Annotated in this window: 14 protein-coding genes; 5 read left to right on the top strand and 9 right to left on the bottom strand. The window is 59.5% G+C overall.

The features are described from left to right. Position 1: 1 nt before the first annotated feature. From ACOYXI_RS09920 to ACOYXI_RS09945, 6 genes are read right to left on the bottom strand one after another with little or no spacing between them, the layout of a single operon-like run. Positions 2-1,105, bottom strand: a complete 1,104-nt coding sequence (locus tag ACOYXI_RS09920) for a hypothetical protein (RefSeq protein WP_003226536.1) — start codon at positions 1,103-1,105, stop codon at positions 2-4. Then, on the bottom strand, positions 1,096-2,325 hold the full coding sequence (locus ACOYXI_RS09925; protein WP_461674799.1) for an MATE family efflux transporter: 1,230 nt from the start codon (positions 2,323-2,325) through the stop codon (positions 1,096-1,098). The genes ACOYXI_RS09920 and ACOYXI_RS09925 overlap by 10 nt, the downstream gene beginning before the upstream one ends. Further along, a complete protein-coding gene (locus tag ACOYXI_RS09930; protein WP_134786940.1) occupies positions 2,322-3,434 on the bottom strand; it encodes a polysaccharide pyruvyl transferase family protein in 1,113 nt (370 codons plus the stop codon). The genes ACOYXI_RS09925 and ACOYXI_RS09930 overlap by 4 nt, the downstream gene beginning before the upstream one ends. 14 nt (positions 3,435-3,448) lie before the next feature. After that, complete coding sequence (locus ACOYXI_RS09935; RefSeq protein ID WP_461674800.1) at positions 3,449-4,531, bottom strand: glycosyltransferase; 1,083 nt, start codon at positions 4,529-4,531, stop codon at positions 3,449-3,451. A 39-nt stretch (positions 4,532-4,570) separates the two neighbouring features. Next, positions 4,571-6,799: a polysaccharide biosynthesis tyrosine autokinase gene (locus ACOYXI_RS09940; RefSeq protein WP_135296235.1), complete on the bottom strand. Its 2,229-nt coding sequence runs from the start codon at positions 6,797-6,799 to the stop codon at positions 4,571-4,573. A gap of 38 nt (positions 6,800-6,837) precedes the next feature. Then, positions 6,838-7,278 (bottom strand): low molecular weight protein-tyrosine-phosphatase, encoded by a 441-nt coding sequence (locus tag ACOYXI_RS09945; protein WP_007968224.1) that lies wholly within the window; start codon positions 7,276-7,278, stop codon positions 6,838-6,840. Between the two features lie 291 nt (positions 7,279-7,569). On the opposite strand from ACOYXI_RS09945, the gene ACOYXI_RS09950 reads away from it, so the two are divergent. Then, a complete protein-coding gene (locus tag ACOYXI_RS09950; RefSeq protein WP_461674801.1) occupies positions 7,570-8,520 on the top strand; it encodes a glycosyl hydrolase family 5 in 951 nt (316 codons plus the stop codon). Positions 8,521-8,727: 207 nt separating this feature from the next. Next, positions 8,728-9,654 (top strand): transaldolase, encoded by a 927-nt coding sequence (gene tal / locus ACOYXI_RS09955; protein ID WP_027611470.1) that lies wholly within the window; start codon positions 8,728-8,730, stop codon positions 9,652-9,654. 215 nt (positions 9,655-9,869) lie between these two features. Here the strand turns inward: tal and rssC are convergent, their stop codons facing one another. Together rssC and rssB are read right to left on the bottom strand one after the other, a co-directional pair. Continuing rightward, complete coding sequence (rssC, locus tag ACOYXI_RS09960; protein ID WP_003226553.1) at positions 9,870-10,352, bottom strand: anti-sigma factor antagonist RssC; 483 nt, start codon at positions 10,350-10,352, stop codon at positions 9,870-9,872. Next, positions 10,349-11,533 (bottom strand): two-component system response regulator RssB, encoded by a 1,185-nt coding sequence (gene rssB / locus ACOYXI_RS09965; protein ID WP_041074010.1) that lies wholly within the window; start codon positions 11,531-11,533, stop codon positions 10,349-10,351. Before rssB ends, rssC begins: the two co-directional genes overlap by 4 nt. Before the next feature lie 274 nt (positions 11,534-11,807). Here rssB and ACOYXI_RS09970 point away from each other — a divergent pair, with 274 nt between their 5' ends. Beyond that, positions 11,808-12,107, top strand: coding sequence for a PilZ domain-containing protein (locus tag ACOYXI_RS09970; RefSeq protein WP_135296237.1), 300 nt, complete (start codon positions 11,808-11,810; stop codon positions 12,105-12,107). Between the two features lie 52 nt (positions 12,108-12,159). Here ACOYXI_RS09970 and ACOYXI_RS09975 read toward each other — a convergent pair whose 3' ends face one another. Next, a complete protein-coding gene (locus ACOYXI_RS09975) occupies positions 12,160-12,849 on the bottom strand; it encodes an MlaA family lipoprotein (RefSeq protein ID WP_098964788.1) in 690 nt (229 codons plus the stop codon). A gap of 197 nt (positions 12,850-13,046) precedes the next feature. On the opposite strand from ACOYXI_RS09975, the gene ACOYXI_RS09980 reads away from it, so the two are divergent. Then, complete coding sequence (locus tag ACOYXI_RS09980; protein ID WP_103368826.1) at positions 13,047-13,667, top strand: phosphatase; 621 nt, start codon at positions 13,047-13,049, stop codon at positions 13,665-13,667. 109 nt (positions 13,668-13,776) lie between these two features. Further along, the gene (locus ACOYXI_RS09985) at positions 13,777-14,040 is read left to right on the top strand and encodes a DUF4404 family protein (protein WP_041074003.1); all 264 of its coding nucleotides are present in this window, start codon (positions 13,777-13,779) and stop codon (positions 14,038-14,040) included. The last annotated feature ends 103 nt before the right edge of the window (positions 14,041-14,143 follow it).

The following is a 14,143-nucleotide window of genomic DNA, read 5'->3' on the forward strand; positions in this document are numbered from 1 at the left end:
CTCAATTCAGAACTCGTGATTCAACCCGCACCGGCTTGTTCGCGCGCAACATCAAGCCGAGGCCAACAAACAGCACCGGCACCACCATGGAAAAGTGCCGGGCGAAGGAGCCGAAGTCCGGCTCGAACAAACCTTGCACCAGCAAAAACGCCAGCGGAATCGCGATCAGTTCCTTGGGTTTGGTTTCGATCGGTGCGCCTTTGTAGTCGGTGGAGGTGATGACTTTGAACAGCAGCAGCGCGGTCATGATCATCAGCGCCACAAAGATCACCTGGCCCGGCCCGGACAACAGAATCAGCTCTACCGGGAACGACAGCCGGAAGAAGATGATCATCGAGTCCAGCGCCTGCGAGACGAAGTCACTGCCGCTGAGCCACGAGACGATCAACGATTTCGAACCCTCCTCCCCCGCCGTACGCAACTCGTTGTTGCTGGCGCGAATCGACGACACCGGAAACCCCAACGCCAGCTGAATCGCCATGGCCACCGCCAGGTAAAACAGGAACAGCATCAGGAAAAAGGTGAAGCGCGACACGTACTTTTTCATCACGCAGACGCCGACCCACGACAACGAAAACAGAATCCAGTAAGGCCGAATCAGCACGCCATAGATCACCGCCGACAGAAAAAATCCGCCGCGGTATTTGCGCGTCAGCGAGCTGAACAAAATGCTCAGCACCGCCACCGAAACGATGATTTCCTTGGTCAGGTTTTCCAGAAAGAACGAACGCACAATCCCCCACAGACACAGGGTGCCGAAGATCGCCAGCGGCATGCGCCGGAACACCACCACCGGAATCGCCGTGAGGAAGAAGTTGCAGAACATCCCGTAGGCCCAGGCGTTGGTCAGGTTGATCCCGGTGGGCCGCAGCAGAAACGCCGAACACTCATAAGAGGAGCGATCCGGCGAGAACGGGTTCCAGAAATTGCAGTTGTCGGCGCGGGCGTAGGACGACCACAAGGTCATCGCATCCGGGCCCGGAGCGCGCGGGATCAGCAGCGGCATCGCCACCGACAGAAACAACCCGGTGAACAGAATCAGGAACGACAGCGAAGAATCGAGTTTGCGGCCGCGAAACTCGATACACGGCAACTTCAACCCCATGCCAGCGCCCCTTTTACGCGGGTCGCCCGGGTCAACACGGCAATCACCCCGAGCTGGACGATGATCGCGAAGACATTGCCCCACGCCGCGCCATAAATCGAATAGTGCTTGATCAGCAGGTAGCTGACCGGCACCGACACCAGCAAGCAAATCGCCGCGCTGGCGAATGACACTCGACTGTTTTTCGAAGCGATCAGACCGCCCCAGACGATGTCGCCGATGGCCCGCAGGGCAAAGGAAAAAATCAGTACACCGAGGACCGCGTTATCCGGACGCGGCACGCTGCTGGCGACGTAATCGAGCACCACGTTGAAGAACAGATAGATCAGCACCGCCACCGCCGCCGACACCAGCAGCGAGCGCATCACCCATTTGTTGACGAACAAATGGGTGACCGTGAACGCCTGCTGATCCGCCTGAAACCGCTTGGCCAGCACCGGAATCCCCACCACCGCCACCACCGCGTAGGACAGCGCCTGCAAAGTGTTCGCCGCAGACCACGCGTACACATATTTACCCAAGCTGGCGTAGGGCTCGAGATCGGCAATCAGGAAGCGCTCGACGGACTGACTCAAGGCGATCAACCCCGTGCCGAAATAAAACGGCAACCCGGCCTTCCACACGGTCGCGGTAGTCAGTGCTTCGCTGACCCGGCCCTTGTGCACATTCACCACGATCAGGTAACCGGCGGCGATCACCAACACATTGGCGGCCACCCACAGCCACAGCACACTGGCGATGCCGGAGACCCAGTCGAGCATCATCCCGCCCACCGCCAGCAGCGCCCAGAGACCGGTCTTGATGAAGAACAGCAGCGCGCCCGCGGTGGCTTTCTGCGCAGAAAACACGAACGAGTTGATCTCGAACGACAGGTGTTCGGTGAGCAGCACCAGCGTCACGCAAAGAATCAACGCGGTGCTCGCCTCGACCTGCTGGAACAGCGAGTAAATCCCCACCGTGACTAGCGACAGCAGCAGCCCCACCGCCAGGTACAGCAACAGGACTTTGTCGACCACTCGCCGCGAGCTGCCACCAACGCTGATCAACCGATTGATCTCGGAACTGAAACCGACGCTGTAGAACTTCGAAGCGATCAGCGACGCGGCGACCACCACGCCATAAAACCCCAGCGCTTCGTAGCCCAGGTAATGGGTGATGGCCAACACCAGCAGAAACTTCGCGCCCAAGGCTCCGCCGCGCAGCAGCAAGCGAAATATCATCGAACGACGCCTTTGATGATCTCGTCCATCATCACCGTCTTGGCTTCGATTTCGCGGCAGGTATCGGTCAGGCGCTTGCCGAAGTTCGACAGGGCATTCGGCGCATACACGGTGTCGATGATCTGGTCGACATTGATGTCGCCGCCATTGATCACCCAGTCTTCCACGCCCATGTCCTGATAGGCGCCAAAGCCTTTGCGCTCATAGCTGATGTGGTACGCCGGGACACCGGACAGCAGCGACTCGATGGCGCCGTGCAGACGCACCGAGATCACCAGGTCCGGCTGATATTTGGCAATCGTCGCCTTCAACGACAGCAGGTCCTCGGTGATGCCCAGTTCGCGATAGAACGCACCGTCATCGTTGCCGCGAACGGCGCTCTGCACCGCGCAGACCACTTTGCTTTTGTTCTTCAGGCGCTGCAGCAGCAGCTTCAGGTTGGCGACGTAGGCGACCTTCTTTTCCTTGCTCCACTCCGGCGGCTTGCGCAGCACCACGCACACGGTGGCCGGCGACGCGGCGCAGCGGGTGAACTTCGGTTGCTGAAGGATCTTGCTGGCCAGTGACTGCACTGCCAGATCCGGCGCACGATAGACGTTTTCGCAGGCATCGAACATTGCCGAGGAGCGGTTATCGCGCACGAACACCGCGTCAGCGCTGGCGTAGTGATCGACGATCTTGCGGCTCTCGCCATGGAACGGACCGATGCTTTGCGGCAGGTACACCGACGGCACTTTGCTGAGGATCGCCGTTTCCAGTTGCTTGGCGTGGCCGAGTTTGAGCTTGATGTGTTCGAAGGCACTTTTCGAGCGCATGTAGCCGCCACCGACGCCGACGATCAGATCAGTCTTGCGCAGCAGATCCGCCAGCCCGGCATACGACTGATTGAGGAACACCGCCTGCTTGACCCGCCCCAGGCCCTTGGCCGCCATCACCGGCGCGTCGAAACGCGGGTGCGGCAGGTAGGCGAAAGACTGCGGATCGGACGCCACGACATTGATCGCGGTGTCTTCGCCAAAGTTGCGCTGCACCAACGCGATGGCCAGATCGACGAGCAGGCCGTCACCGGAGTTGGACGCACTGTAGCCATGCAAAATCGTTACGTTCATAAGCTGAGTTCTACTTAATAAGTGGGAGCGCAATACACGTCGTAGGTCTGGCGGATCATCAGCGCGGCGCTGAAACGTTCGCGCACGATGTTCCGACCTTCGCTGCCGAGGTCGAGCAACCGCGGCTTCTGGATTCGCGCCAGCACATCGGCCAGCGCCTGGTGATCACCGGTGGGAAAGACGTAGCCGGACACTTCATGGGTGACCAGTTCGGGCAGTGACGTGCAGTTGCTGGCGATCACCGGCAAGCCCATGGCCATGCCTTCCAGCGGCACCATGGCAAAACCTTCCCAGCGGCTCGGAACGATCAGCGCGTCGGCCTGTTGATACAGCGCCTGCACTTCGGCCGGCGTGACCCACGGCAGGTACTCGACCGCGTCCATCTCGGGGCACTCGACCGTGTCCTCGTTGACCGCACTGCCGACCACCGTCAGTTTCAGATCACTTCGCTGCACCTTGGCGAAGGCCTTGAGCAGCACGTCGAAACCTTTCTGGTAGTCGAGACGACCGACGAACAGCAGATGGATCGGCGCGGGGCTCTCGGCCTTCGGCGCTTCGTCTCGCTGGTGGATGCCGTTGTAAATCAGCTTCATGCGCGAGCGCTGAATGCCGAACCGCGCAGCCTTGTCCATCTCGTAGCGGCTGACGCAGATAATCACGTCGGTGACTCTCTGCAGGACCCGCTCGATCCATGCGTAGATCTTCTGCTTGGTCGGCGAGCTTTCCATCAGGAACGAAAAGGCGTGCGGGCAGTAGACGATTTTCGGCTTGCGCCACGGTCGCAGAAGCACACAGACCACGCGGCCGATCACCCCGGAAAAGGTGCTGTGCAAATGCACCACATCGGGTTTTTCCTTGAGCATCACCCGGGTCAGTTGCCAGGCAAAACGCAGCAGCGAACGCACATCACGCCCGCTGCGTTCGAACGTGCGAATCTGCTGTGCATCAATGCCGTGCAGCTCTTGTTTCTGGTCGAGCGGCACCAGATAGACCAGCTCGTAGTTCGAGTCATGGCCTTCGGGCGACGCCGAGATGGTGCGGATAACGGTGGCGACCCCACCTTTTATCGTTTCAGCCACGTGCAGTATTTTCTTCACAACCCACCCACTTTCATGCCTGTTGGAACGCCCCTGATTTCAGGATTTGTCCGACGCGTATTCGTAGTTGTAATAGCCATAGCTGCCATTGCCGTAGTAGCTGGCAGCGCGCTTCTCGACGCCGTTGAACACCGCGCCCTTGAGCTCGATGCCGTTCTGCGCGAAGCGGCGAATGGTCGCTTCAATTTCCTTGGCCGGGTTTACCGCAAACCGCGTGACGATCAGGCTGATCCCGGCTTCACGCCCGACAATCGCCGCGTCCGTCACCGCCAGCAGTGGCGGCGTATCGATGATCACCACGTCGTAGCGCTGACTCAGCTCGGCGAGCAAATCGCGGAAGTTGGCGTGCATCAACAACTCGGAAGGATTCGGTGGAACCTGGCCACGGCTGATGAAGTGCAGGTTGTCGATTTCCACCGTGTTGATCGCCTGCTCGATGCTGCAGCGCTTGACCAGCAGGTCCGACAGACCATTGGCGATCGGTACATTCAGCGTCTTGTGCAAGTGGCCCTTGCGCATATCAGCGTCGATCAGCAGCACGCGCTGACCGCTTTGCGCCATGACCGCGGCGAGGTTGGAGGAGACGAAGGTCTTGCCGACCTGCGGGCTGGGGCCGGAGATCATGATGCGGTTGTTGGTCGAATCCAGCGCGGCGAAATGCAGGCAAGTACGCAGGCTGCGGATCGACTCGATGGACAGGTCGGTCGGGTTGCGCAGGGCCAGCAGATAGGCCGGCGTCTCGGCGGTGATTTTGGCTCGGCCTTTTTTCGTGTCCTCGTCACGCTGCAAGGCGCTGTAGGGAATCGAGGCGTACACCGGCAGCCCGAGCTGTTCGATGGCTTCCGGGCCTTCCAGACCTTTGCTCAGGGATTTGCGCAACAGCACCAGCGCCACACCGAGAAAGGCGCCGAGGAACGTCGCGATCAACACGATCAGGGCTTTTTTCGGTTTGACCGGGCTGCTCAGGTCAACATCCGCCGGATCGATCAGGCGCACATTGCCCACCGCACCGGCGCGAACGATGTCCAGCTCCTGGGATTTGTTCAGCAACTGCGTGTAGATCTGCGAAGCGACTTCCACATCGCGGGTCAGGTTGAGCAGCTCCTGCTGCGTGGCCGGCAGATCACCGACCTTGCCTTCCAGCGATTTCTGCTGCTGGGTCAATTCGCCGATCTGCGACATCAGCGCGCGATACGCCGGATGCTGCTTGGTGAACTTGCGATCCATTTCCGCCTGCTGCATTTTCAGCTCGGAAATCCGCGTTTCCAGCGCCACGGACTGACCAAGCACCGATTGCGTTTCCAGGGAAATATTCACGGTCTTGCCGTGGGTCTGATACGCGTTGAGCGCATCGCTGGCCTTGGCCAGATCACGCTTGACCTGCGGCAACTGGCTTTGCAGGAACGCCAGGCTCTGCGCCGCTTCCGCCGAGGTGCGGCGCACGTTCTGGTCCACGTAGAGCGCGGCGATCTTGTTGAGGATCTTCACCGCCTCGGCCGCATCGGCGCTGGCCAGCGCCAGACGGATAATCCCCGACTCTTTACCTTGCTCGGAGATATCCAGCGCATCCTGGTAACCCTGAATGGTCACGATCCGTGGATTGCGCACCACTTCAAAGCGAGTACCCGGGTTGGCTTGCAGGCGCTCGATCAAACCCTCGACGCCGTCCTGGGCGAAGGCTTCGCCGGCGACGCCCTCGACCAGCAGGTTGTCGTTGTCATCGAGCAACTGAAAGTGCTGTTGTTCGCCAGCCACCAGGGTGAGCTTCTTGCCCAACAACTCTTTGGGCAGATTGAGCCGGGTAAACTCCAGACGCTCGCCGCCCCAGGCGTAGCTGTTGAAGCCAAAACGCGGCGGCGCCACGCTGAACTCGGTTTCGCCGCGATAACGCCGGGCGAGAAAACCGCCGACCACCGGGAAGGTGTTGGGGGTGACGTCGATGTCCAGGCGCAGGTCGTCGACAGTTTTGCCGATCACCGCGCGGGACTTGATGATGCCGATTTCGGTCACCGACGGCGATTGCCCGCCGAGCATGCTGCTGAGGTCGGAAAAACCGAGCATGTCGTTCTTTTTCGGTTCGACCTGAACCAGTGCGTTCGCCAGGTACACCGGCGTCGCCAATACCGCGTAGGCAACGCCAGCGGCCATGAATGCACCGGTGAATGCACCGATCAACCATTTCTGATCGATCAAACTGCCAAATATGCCGAGAAGATCAATACTGTCTTGATCGTTATCACGGTTGGCGATTACTGACGGTAACTGCATAAGTCTTTCTTACCATTCACTGATCTGAAGAATATTCATCAATGTCCGAGGCGCTGCGCCCACGAGCTAACAGCATCTTCAATCAATGCATGGGCATGAATAAAAGCGGCCTTACCTTGACGATACGGATCCTGTATTTCTCGTTCGCTCTGCCACTTGCCGAGAAGAAATACTTTGCCTCGGGCGTGCGAGGCAATCTTCAGCACCTGATTCACATGTTGTTTTTCCATGACCAGAATCAGGTCTGATTCATTGACGATATCGGCGGTCAATTGCCGGGCCCGGAAACCCTCGGCGCTGTGCCCGTGGTCTTCCAGCACCTGGCGCGCCGAGGCTTCCATGCCTTCGCCGACCCGCGCAGAGAGACCTGCGGACGTCACCGAAATGGTTGAGGGGGTCAGCGCGTTACGCAGCAGAAGTTCTGCTGTCGGACTTCGGCAAATATTGCCAACGCACACGACGAGGATCTTTTTGAACAAGGTTTACATTCCTGTGTAATATCATTCTGCCAACATCTAGAGCGGATCTTAATGAACCCACTAGATCATTCTGCACTCAGAAATAGATTCGCCCTGTTAGTACCAGCGTATTAAGTACCACAGGGTCAAAAGCCGCCAAAACACAATTAACGGACTAAAAATAACTGTGATTTTCAGGTCTGGTTTTCCTGACAAAAAATAACATTGGCGCACTTAGTGCCATTGTCAGTTTCGAAACAGTTATCTCGAGATACCTTTTCGCCGTTGTCACTTCTCACCCGGAGAACCGACATGAAATCAGCCCATCTCAACCCCCTGAGCGCCCTGACCCTGTTACTGCTGGCGGCAACCGGCCAGAGCCAGGCCAATGAACTGTTCCCGGCATTGCCCGCCAATAAAACCATCGGGGTTCAGGTCAAAGTCCAGACCTTTTCCGCTGCCGACGCCGAGCGCGTCAAAGCCACCGGCTTCAGTTTCGTGCGTTTTGGCGTATGGACTGACAGCCTGCCCAGCGCGGCCTACCAGAAGCAGATCAGCGATGCCTTCGCCGTGGCCCGCGCGGCCGGTCTGCCGGTGCTGATGACCCTGCGCGCGACCAAGCCGTTACCGGCCAATGATCTGGCGAACGCGGGGGTCGCGTATGCCAACACGCTGACCAGCCTGGCAGCGACCTATGGCTCACAACTGGTGGCGATCGAGCTATGGAATGAGCCGGACCTCGGCACTTACTGGCCGACCGGCAATTTCGACACGACGTTCGTGCCGTTCATGAGCGCAGCGTGCAAGACCCTGCAAGACAAACCCCAGACTGTCCCGGTGATCGGTTTTGGCTTCGCCCGGCCGCCGACTGCCGGCTCGGCGTCCACCGTGGCACTCAACCGAATCGTCAGCGAATACCCCAAATGCCTCAACGCGGTCTCCTACCATCCCTACGGCATGAGCGGCACGCAGATCAGCAACTCCCAGGCGTTTATCCAGCAGAACTTCCATCTGCCGGGGGTGATCAGCGAATGGGGCATCTCGGCGCTTCCCTCCAACGGCGGAACTGAAGGCCAAGCCAGTAAAATCAGTGCATTCGTGGCCGATATCAAAACCCGCAACATTGCCCTGACCTCGATTTACGAGTGGAAAAACAGCGACACCGGCAGCAATGACCGCGAGAAGAATTTCGGTCTGTTGACGTCCGATGGCCAGCCGAAACCGGCCGAAACTGCGGTCAAAACCCAGCTGAGCCAGCAATAACCTCCATCAATGTGCTCAAGGGGCGCTGGCCGTCAGTTGCTTTGAACCTGCGGCCGATTTTGGCATCGTATTCATCGATACCGCGCCCCACCGTTCAAACAGCCGTTCTCAGGTTGTTGCCCCCGGGGAACCCGTTGCGCCTTGATGCCCTTGAGTGGCTGTCAACGCTCGGGTAATGTCGTCAAACCCACAGGACAGAGCACACCCATGACTTCCAAGCTGGAACAACTCAAACAGATGACCACCGTAGTTGCCGACACCGGCGACTTCGAAGCGATCGCCCGGGTCAAGCCGGTCGACGCCACCACCAACCCTTCCCTGCTGCTCAAGGCAGCCGCCATCCCCGCCTACGCCGAGCTGCTGAACGCCTGCGTCAGCGACTGCAAGGGCGACGTGGGTCTGGCCAGCGACCGTTTCGGCGTCGCCGTGGGCCAGGAAATCCTCAAAGTGATTCCGGGCCGCATTTCTACCGAAGTGGATGCGCGCCTGTCGTTCGACCAGGACGCCGTGCTCAAGCGTGCGCATCGCCTGATCGAGCTGTACGACAAGGCCGGCATCGGCCGTGACCGCGTGCTGATCAAGATCGCTTCGACCTGGGAAGGCATCCGCGCTGCGGAGATCCTCGAGAAGGAAGGCATCCAGACCAACCTGACCCTGCTGTTTTCCTTCGCTCAGGCCGCCGCTTGCGCTGACGCCGGGGTGTTCCTGATCTCGCCGTTCGTGGGCCGCATCTACGACTGGTACAAGAAGGCTAACGGCAACGACTACACCGGCGCCGATGATCCGGGCGTGCAGTCGGTCACCCGCATCTACAACTACTACAAGGCCAATGACTACAAGACCGTGGTCATGGGTGCCAGCTTCCGCAACCTGAGCCAGATCGAGCAACTGGCCGGCTGCGATCGCCTGACCATCAGCCCGGACCTGATCGACAAGCTCGCGGCAGACACTGGCAAACTGGAGCGCAAACTCGCCCCGGGCCACGCCGGCGAAGCGCGCCTGAGCCTCAACGAAGCGCAATTCCGCTGGCTATCCAACGAAGACGCGATGGCTACCGAGAAACTGGCTGAGGGCATCCGTCAATTCGCCCGTGACCAGGAGAAGCTCGAGGCGCTGCTGCAGGCCAAGCTGTGATCTGAGCGGTTGAAATGCAAAAAGGGCGAACCCGGTTGGGTTCGCCCTTTTTTTGTGCCTGCTGGATTATTAGTGTTTTGGCGAGAGCTATCGCGAGCAGGCTCACTCCTACAGTGGATCTGTGGATTACTCAAGATTATGCGTCGAATGAGAAACCCTGTAGGAGTGAGCCTGCTCGCGATAGGGCCAGCAGGCCCTACCCACATTTCAGGCCATCAATGCCGTTCGAGGGCATTCACCAGGTCATGGAAGGCTTCACGGTTGGAGTCGTTCAGGCCCATGAGGATCTTGTGCGCTTCGAGCACCTTGATCCGCACCACTTCTTCGGACTGGTCCTGATCCGGCAGGTCATCCAGGCACTCGGGGCACGGCACCGGGTGGTTGACGATGTTGAACACCTGCTCGAAGCCCATCGACTGCAGCAGCCGGGTGATGTCTTCGTGGGTGGTGACGACGGTCGGCAGCAGGCCGACCTTTTGCCGCGACAGGATCGACAGTTTGGCCAGCAGGCCGAGGGTGGTGCTGTCGATGCTGCGGGTTTCGGTCAAATCGATCACGATCGCGTTGAAATTCAACGCGGTGAAGATTTTCTCAATAGTCGCATCCAACGCCGAACACAGGGTCAGGCGAACTTCACCGACGAACTTCAGGACGAAGGTGCCGTCCTGCTCGGCGAACTGGATTCTACCGGTACTCATTGAAGGTTCCTGCTCAACACCAACAGGGCGATATCATCCGGCATCTCCCCTAGCGTGGCCAATCCAAACACTTGCCGCAGACCATCCAGGCTGCCGCCCGCCGACTTCACCCGTTGGGGCAAAGCGGCTTCTTTTTCCTTGAGCGTCGGTTCTGGCAACAGATCCAGAATGCCGTCGGACATCAGCGTCAGGCTGAACGTCGGAGGCAGCTCAAGCACGTGATCTTCGTAGGTGGCCTCATTGAACAGGCCCACCGGCAAACCGCGGCCTTCGAGGTAACGAACACTGTCAGGCGTGTACAACACAGGCAACGGCAGATGGCCGCCGATGCTATAGGTCAACAAACCGGTCTCCTCGTCGATGACTCCACCGACCATTGTGACGTGTTTGCCCAGCTTACAACTGATCAGCCCCCGGTTGATATGACCAAGGACTTCCGAAGGCTTGAATTCCGGCAACGTGCCGTTGCGCTTGGACTCGAACAGCAGGCGCGTGGTCATGAACTTCAGCAGCACCGTGACGAACGCTGACGAGGCGCCATGGCCCGATACGTCGGCCAGGTAGAACGCCACCCGACGCTCGTCGACACGGAAGTAGTCGACAAAATCACCCGACAGGTACAGCGACGGGATGATCTGGTGGGCAAACTGGAACTCGTCGATGCGCCACGGGCTTTCCGGCAGCATGTTCATCTGCACCTGACGACCGGCGTTCTGGTCTTCCTGGAGCAGGTTCAGGCTGGCTTCGAGCTCGCGGTTGGCCTTCTCCAGCTTCTCGCGGTAGCGCTGGTTCTCCAGCAGCAGGCGCGCACGATCCAGCGCGCGACGCACCGAATGCTCGAGCACGGCCAGGTCTTCGAGAGGCTTGATCAGGTAGTCCGCCGCACCCAGGCGCAGCGCCTCGACCGCGTCGTTCATCACGCCGGCACCCGAAACGACGATCATCGGCGTTTGCGGTGAGCGCTCGGTGACCTGACGGATAAGTTCGAGACCACCCATCTGCGGCATGCGCAGATCGCAGATGACCAAGTCGGGCTTGTCTTGCTCGAATACCTGAAGACCCTGTTGGCCGTTGCTGGCCTGCAGGACGCTGAAACCACTGTCTTCCAAATAGGCCGCGAGGCTCGCGCGCACTACTTCGTCATCATCGATTATCAGCAGCGTGGCACTGGTTTTTGGCATGTGGGCAAACGGCGCCAGAATTAGGTTGGCGTAGCAGGCGGGGCATCGGCCCGGCTCAGACTACTGGATTCGCTTTCTAGCCTCTCTGCTGCACCGCTTTCGAGCACTGAGCCGGAACGCGATTGCACCAGAGGTGCCCTTCTAAGGCGCAGACGGTACTCCCATCCGCGGGGCGTTTCAAGCATGCGCCGATGGTCGCTTGACGACTTTACTTGTCAAATCACCGAGAGTTATAAGAACAGCTCAAACCGTAACCCAATGGAAGGTCGAAGCCATGAGTCAAACCGGTCGGGACTACAGCGAAAAGCGCGATTTCATCCGCATGCGGGTCGATGCCGATGTGGTGTTGATTCATGAAGGGGATCAGGTGTCGGGCGTGTGCATCGACCTCTCGAGCAGTGGCATGCAGGTCGAAGCGCCGCGCCAGTTCGCGGTTGGTGACCGTTTGAGCGTGCGCATCGATTCCGAGCATGCGGCGCTGAGCGGGCTGGAAGCGGAGACCGAAGTGGTCTGGGTCAAGGCTCAGGACGGCGATGGCCAGAAGCTCGGCCTGAGCATTCTGAAGATGAAATAAGCGCACACAAAAAAGGCGGCCTCGCGGGCCGCCTTCCTGTCATCGGTCGAGATTAAAAATCGTCTTCGACGTGACCATCCTTGACCTTGAACTCGCGGTTCTGCAGGTAGGCGTTGCGGATGAAGGTGTATTTGTCGCCGCTGATCAGCTTCTCGCTCGACAGCAGGCTGGCGCGGGTGTCGACGATGTTCAGGCCGAACACCGAGTTACGGACAGGCACGTCGTTGATGTAGCGGTACGGACCGGTGTAGCTGTCGACGTACTTGGACGGTGCATCACGCAGGGTGCTCGGGCCGAGCAACGGCAGCATCACGTAAGGGCCGCTGCTGACGCCCCAGTAACCGAGGGTCTGACCGAAGTCTTCGTCACTGCGATTCAGGCCCATTTTGGTGCCGACATCGAAGAAGCCCAGCAGGCCGAAGGTGGTGTTGAAGATGATACGCGCGGTATCGACACCGGCTGCTGCCGGTTTGGCCTGCAGAATGTTGTTCGCCAGGTTGGTGACGTCACCGACGTTGCGGAACATGTTGTGGATGCCGTCTTCGAGGAACTGCGGCGTCACGAACTCATAACCCTGCGCCAGCGGCTTGAGCGCGTAGGTGTCAACGAAGTCGTTGAACTGGAAGATCGGGCGGTTGACGCTTTCCCAAGGGTCTTCTTCCGTTGCAGCGTTGGCGGCGAACGGAACCAGCAGGACGCTGGCACATACACATAGCTGAGCGAGAGGATTGCTCCAGCGCATAGAAAAACTCCTTGGATTTTTACTGGCGCGGGCACCCGGGCCCAGGCGTTAAGAGCGCTAGTATAAGCGCAAAAGCCGTTTTGGGCAGTCCACCCGTGAAGAGTAATGCAGGACGTTTCCAGGGAGCGCCTTCACACACCTGTCATCCAACTGTCACCGGCGTCGCCTAGCCTCATGCCTATTTCAGGGACGTTGCCATGACCCATGCTGAAGTCTTGCCTGTCGCCGCGCCCGGCCTGACCGCCGTGCTGTTCGGACTCAGTGGCTGTCTGGTGGATTTCGGCGCCCGTGCCCATCAACACGCCAGCGTACTGCCCGAGCACGCCGACGCCACACCCGGCGCTCTCGACAGCCTGCTCAGCCTGCAGCGCCAGCAGATTCCCTGTGCGTGGATCGACGAGCTGCCCCCTGCCCTCGCGCAACCCCTGGCGGCCTCTCTGCCGGCGTGGATCAAACCGACGCAATATTCAGCAACAATCAATCCATGGCCCGCACCGAACGCCTGCTGGCAGGCGCTGATGGGTTTGAACGTCAGCTGCCTGGATGGCTGCGTGCTGGTGAGCGGCGAGCCCCGGTTGCTGCAAGCGGGCCTCAACGCCGGGCTGTGGACCATCGGCCTGGCGTCCTGCGGCTCACTGTGCGGCCTGTCGCCGAGCGAGTGGCAAGCGCTGAGCCAGAACGAACGCGACCAACGACGCGGTAAGGCAACCCTGCAGTTGTTCGGGCTGGGCGTGCATTCGGTGATCGATCATCTGGGCGAGCTCGACACCTGCCTGGCCGACATCAACCTGCGCCGCCTCAAGGGCGAAAAGCCCTGACCGGGATCATGCAGGTTGCCGCAGAGTGGATTAATCTAAAGGTCAGCCATAGACCTTTGGCGCGCGGCTGCGGTCAATGCCAGTGCCTCTTGATAAAAGGAACCCCACCATGCCCGCCCAAGAACTGCAAAAACAACTCGACACCCTGCGCGAGCAACTGGAGCAGAATCCGCCGCTGTCCGAAGCCGAACGTGAAGATCTGCATGCGCTGATGGCGCAGATCGAAACTGAAATCAAACTGGAGAGCGCCACTCAGGATGCCAGCATCGCCGATGGCGTGAACCTGGCGGTGGACCGCTTTGAACTCGAACACCCGGCCATTGCCGGCACCCTGCGCAATATCGTCAATGCGTTGGGTAGCATGGGGATCTGATTTCCCTCCCCTGAAATGCAAAAAGCCCTGCCAGCGCTGGCAGGGCTTTTTCATTTCCACAAATTGAAACACAGTCCAATGTGGGAGCGGGCTTGCTCGCGAA

It is taken from the genome of Pseudomonas sp. G3-19 (genome assembly GCF_054855875.1).

What these genes read in the sequence shown, in the direction of transcription:
- ACOYXI_RS09920 (WP_003226536.1), bottom strand. Translation starts at nt 1,105, where the DNA reads ATGGGGTTGAAGTTGCCGTGTATCGAGTTTCGCGGCCGCAAACTCGAT.
- ACOYXI_RS09925 (WP_461674799.1), bottom strand. Translation starts at nt 2,325, where the DNA reads ATGATATTTCGCTTGCTGCTGCGCGGCGGAGCCTTGGGCGCGAAGTTT.
- ACOYXI_RS09930 (WP_134786940.1), bottom strand. Translation starts at nt 3,434, where the DNA reads ATGAACGTAACGATTTTGCATGGCTACAGTGCGTCCAACTCCGGTGAC.
- ACOYXI_RS09940 (WP_135296235.1), bottom strand. Translation starts at nt 6,799, where the DNA reads ATGCAGTTACCGTCAGTAATCGCCAACCGTGATAACGATCAAGACAGT.
- ACOYXI_RS09950 (WP_461674801.1), top strand. Translation starts at nt 7,570, where the DNA reads ATGAAATCAGCCCATCTCAACCCCCTGAGCGCCCTGACCCTGTTACTG.
- tal (WP_027611470.1), top strand. Translation starts at nt 8,728, where the DNA reads ATGACTTCCAAGCTGGAACAACTCAAACAGATGACCACCGTAGTTGCC.
- rssC (WP_003226553.1), bottom strand. Translation starts at nt 10,352, where the DNA reads ATGAGTACCGGTAGAATCCAGTTCGCCGAGCAGGACGGCACCTTCGTC.
- rssB (WP_041074010.1), bottom strand. Translation starts at nt 11,533, where the DNA reads ATGCCAAAAACCAGTGCCACGCTGCTGATAATCGATGATGACGAAGTA.
- ACOYXI_RS09970 (WP_135296237.1), top strand. Translation starts at nt 11,808, where the DNA reads ATGAGTCAAACCGGTCGGGACTACAGCGAAAAGCGCGATTTCATCCGC.
- ACOYXI_RS09975 (WP_098964788.1), bottom strand. Translation starts at nt 12,849, where the DNA reads ATGCGCTGGAGCAATCCTCTCGCTCAGCTATGTGTATGTGCCAGCGTC.
- ACOYXI_RS09980 (WP_103368826.1), top strand. Translation starts at nt 13,047, where the DNA reads ATGACCCATGCTGAAGTCTTGCCTGTCGCCGCGCCCGGCCTGACCGCC.
- ACOYXI_RS09985 (WP_041074003.1), top strand. Translation starts at nt 13,777, where the DNA reads ATGCCCGCCCAAGAACTGCAAAAACAACTCGACACCCTGCGCGAGCAA.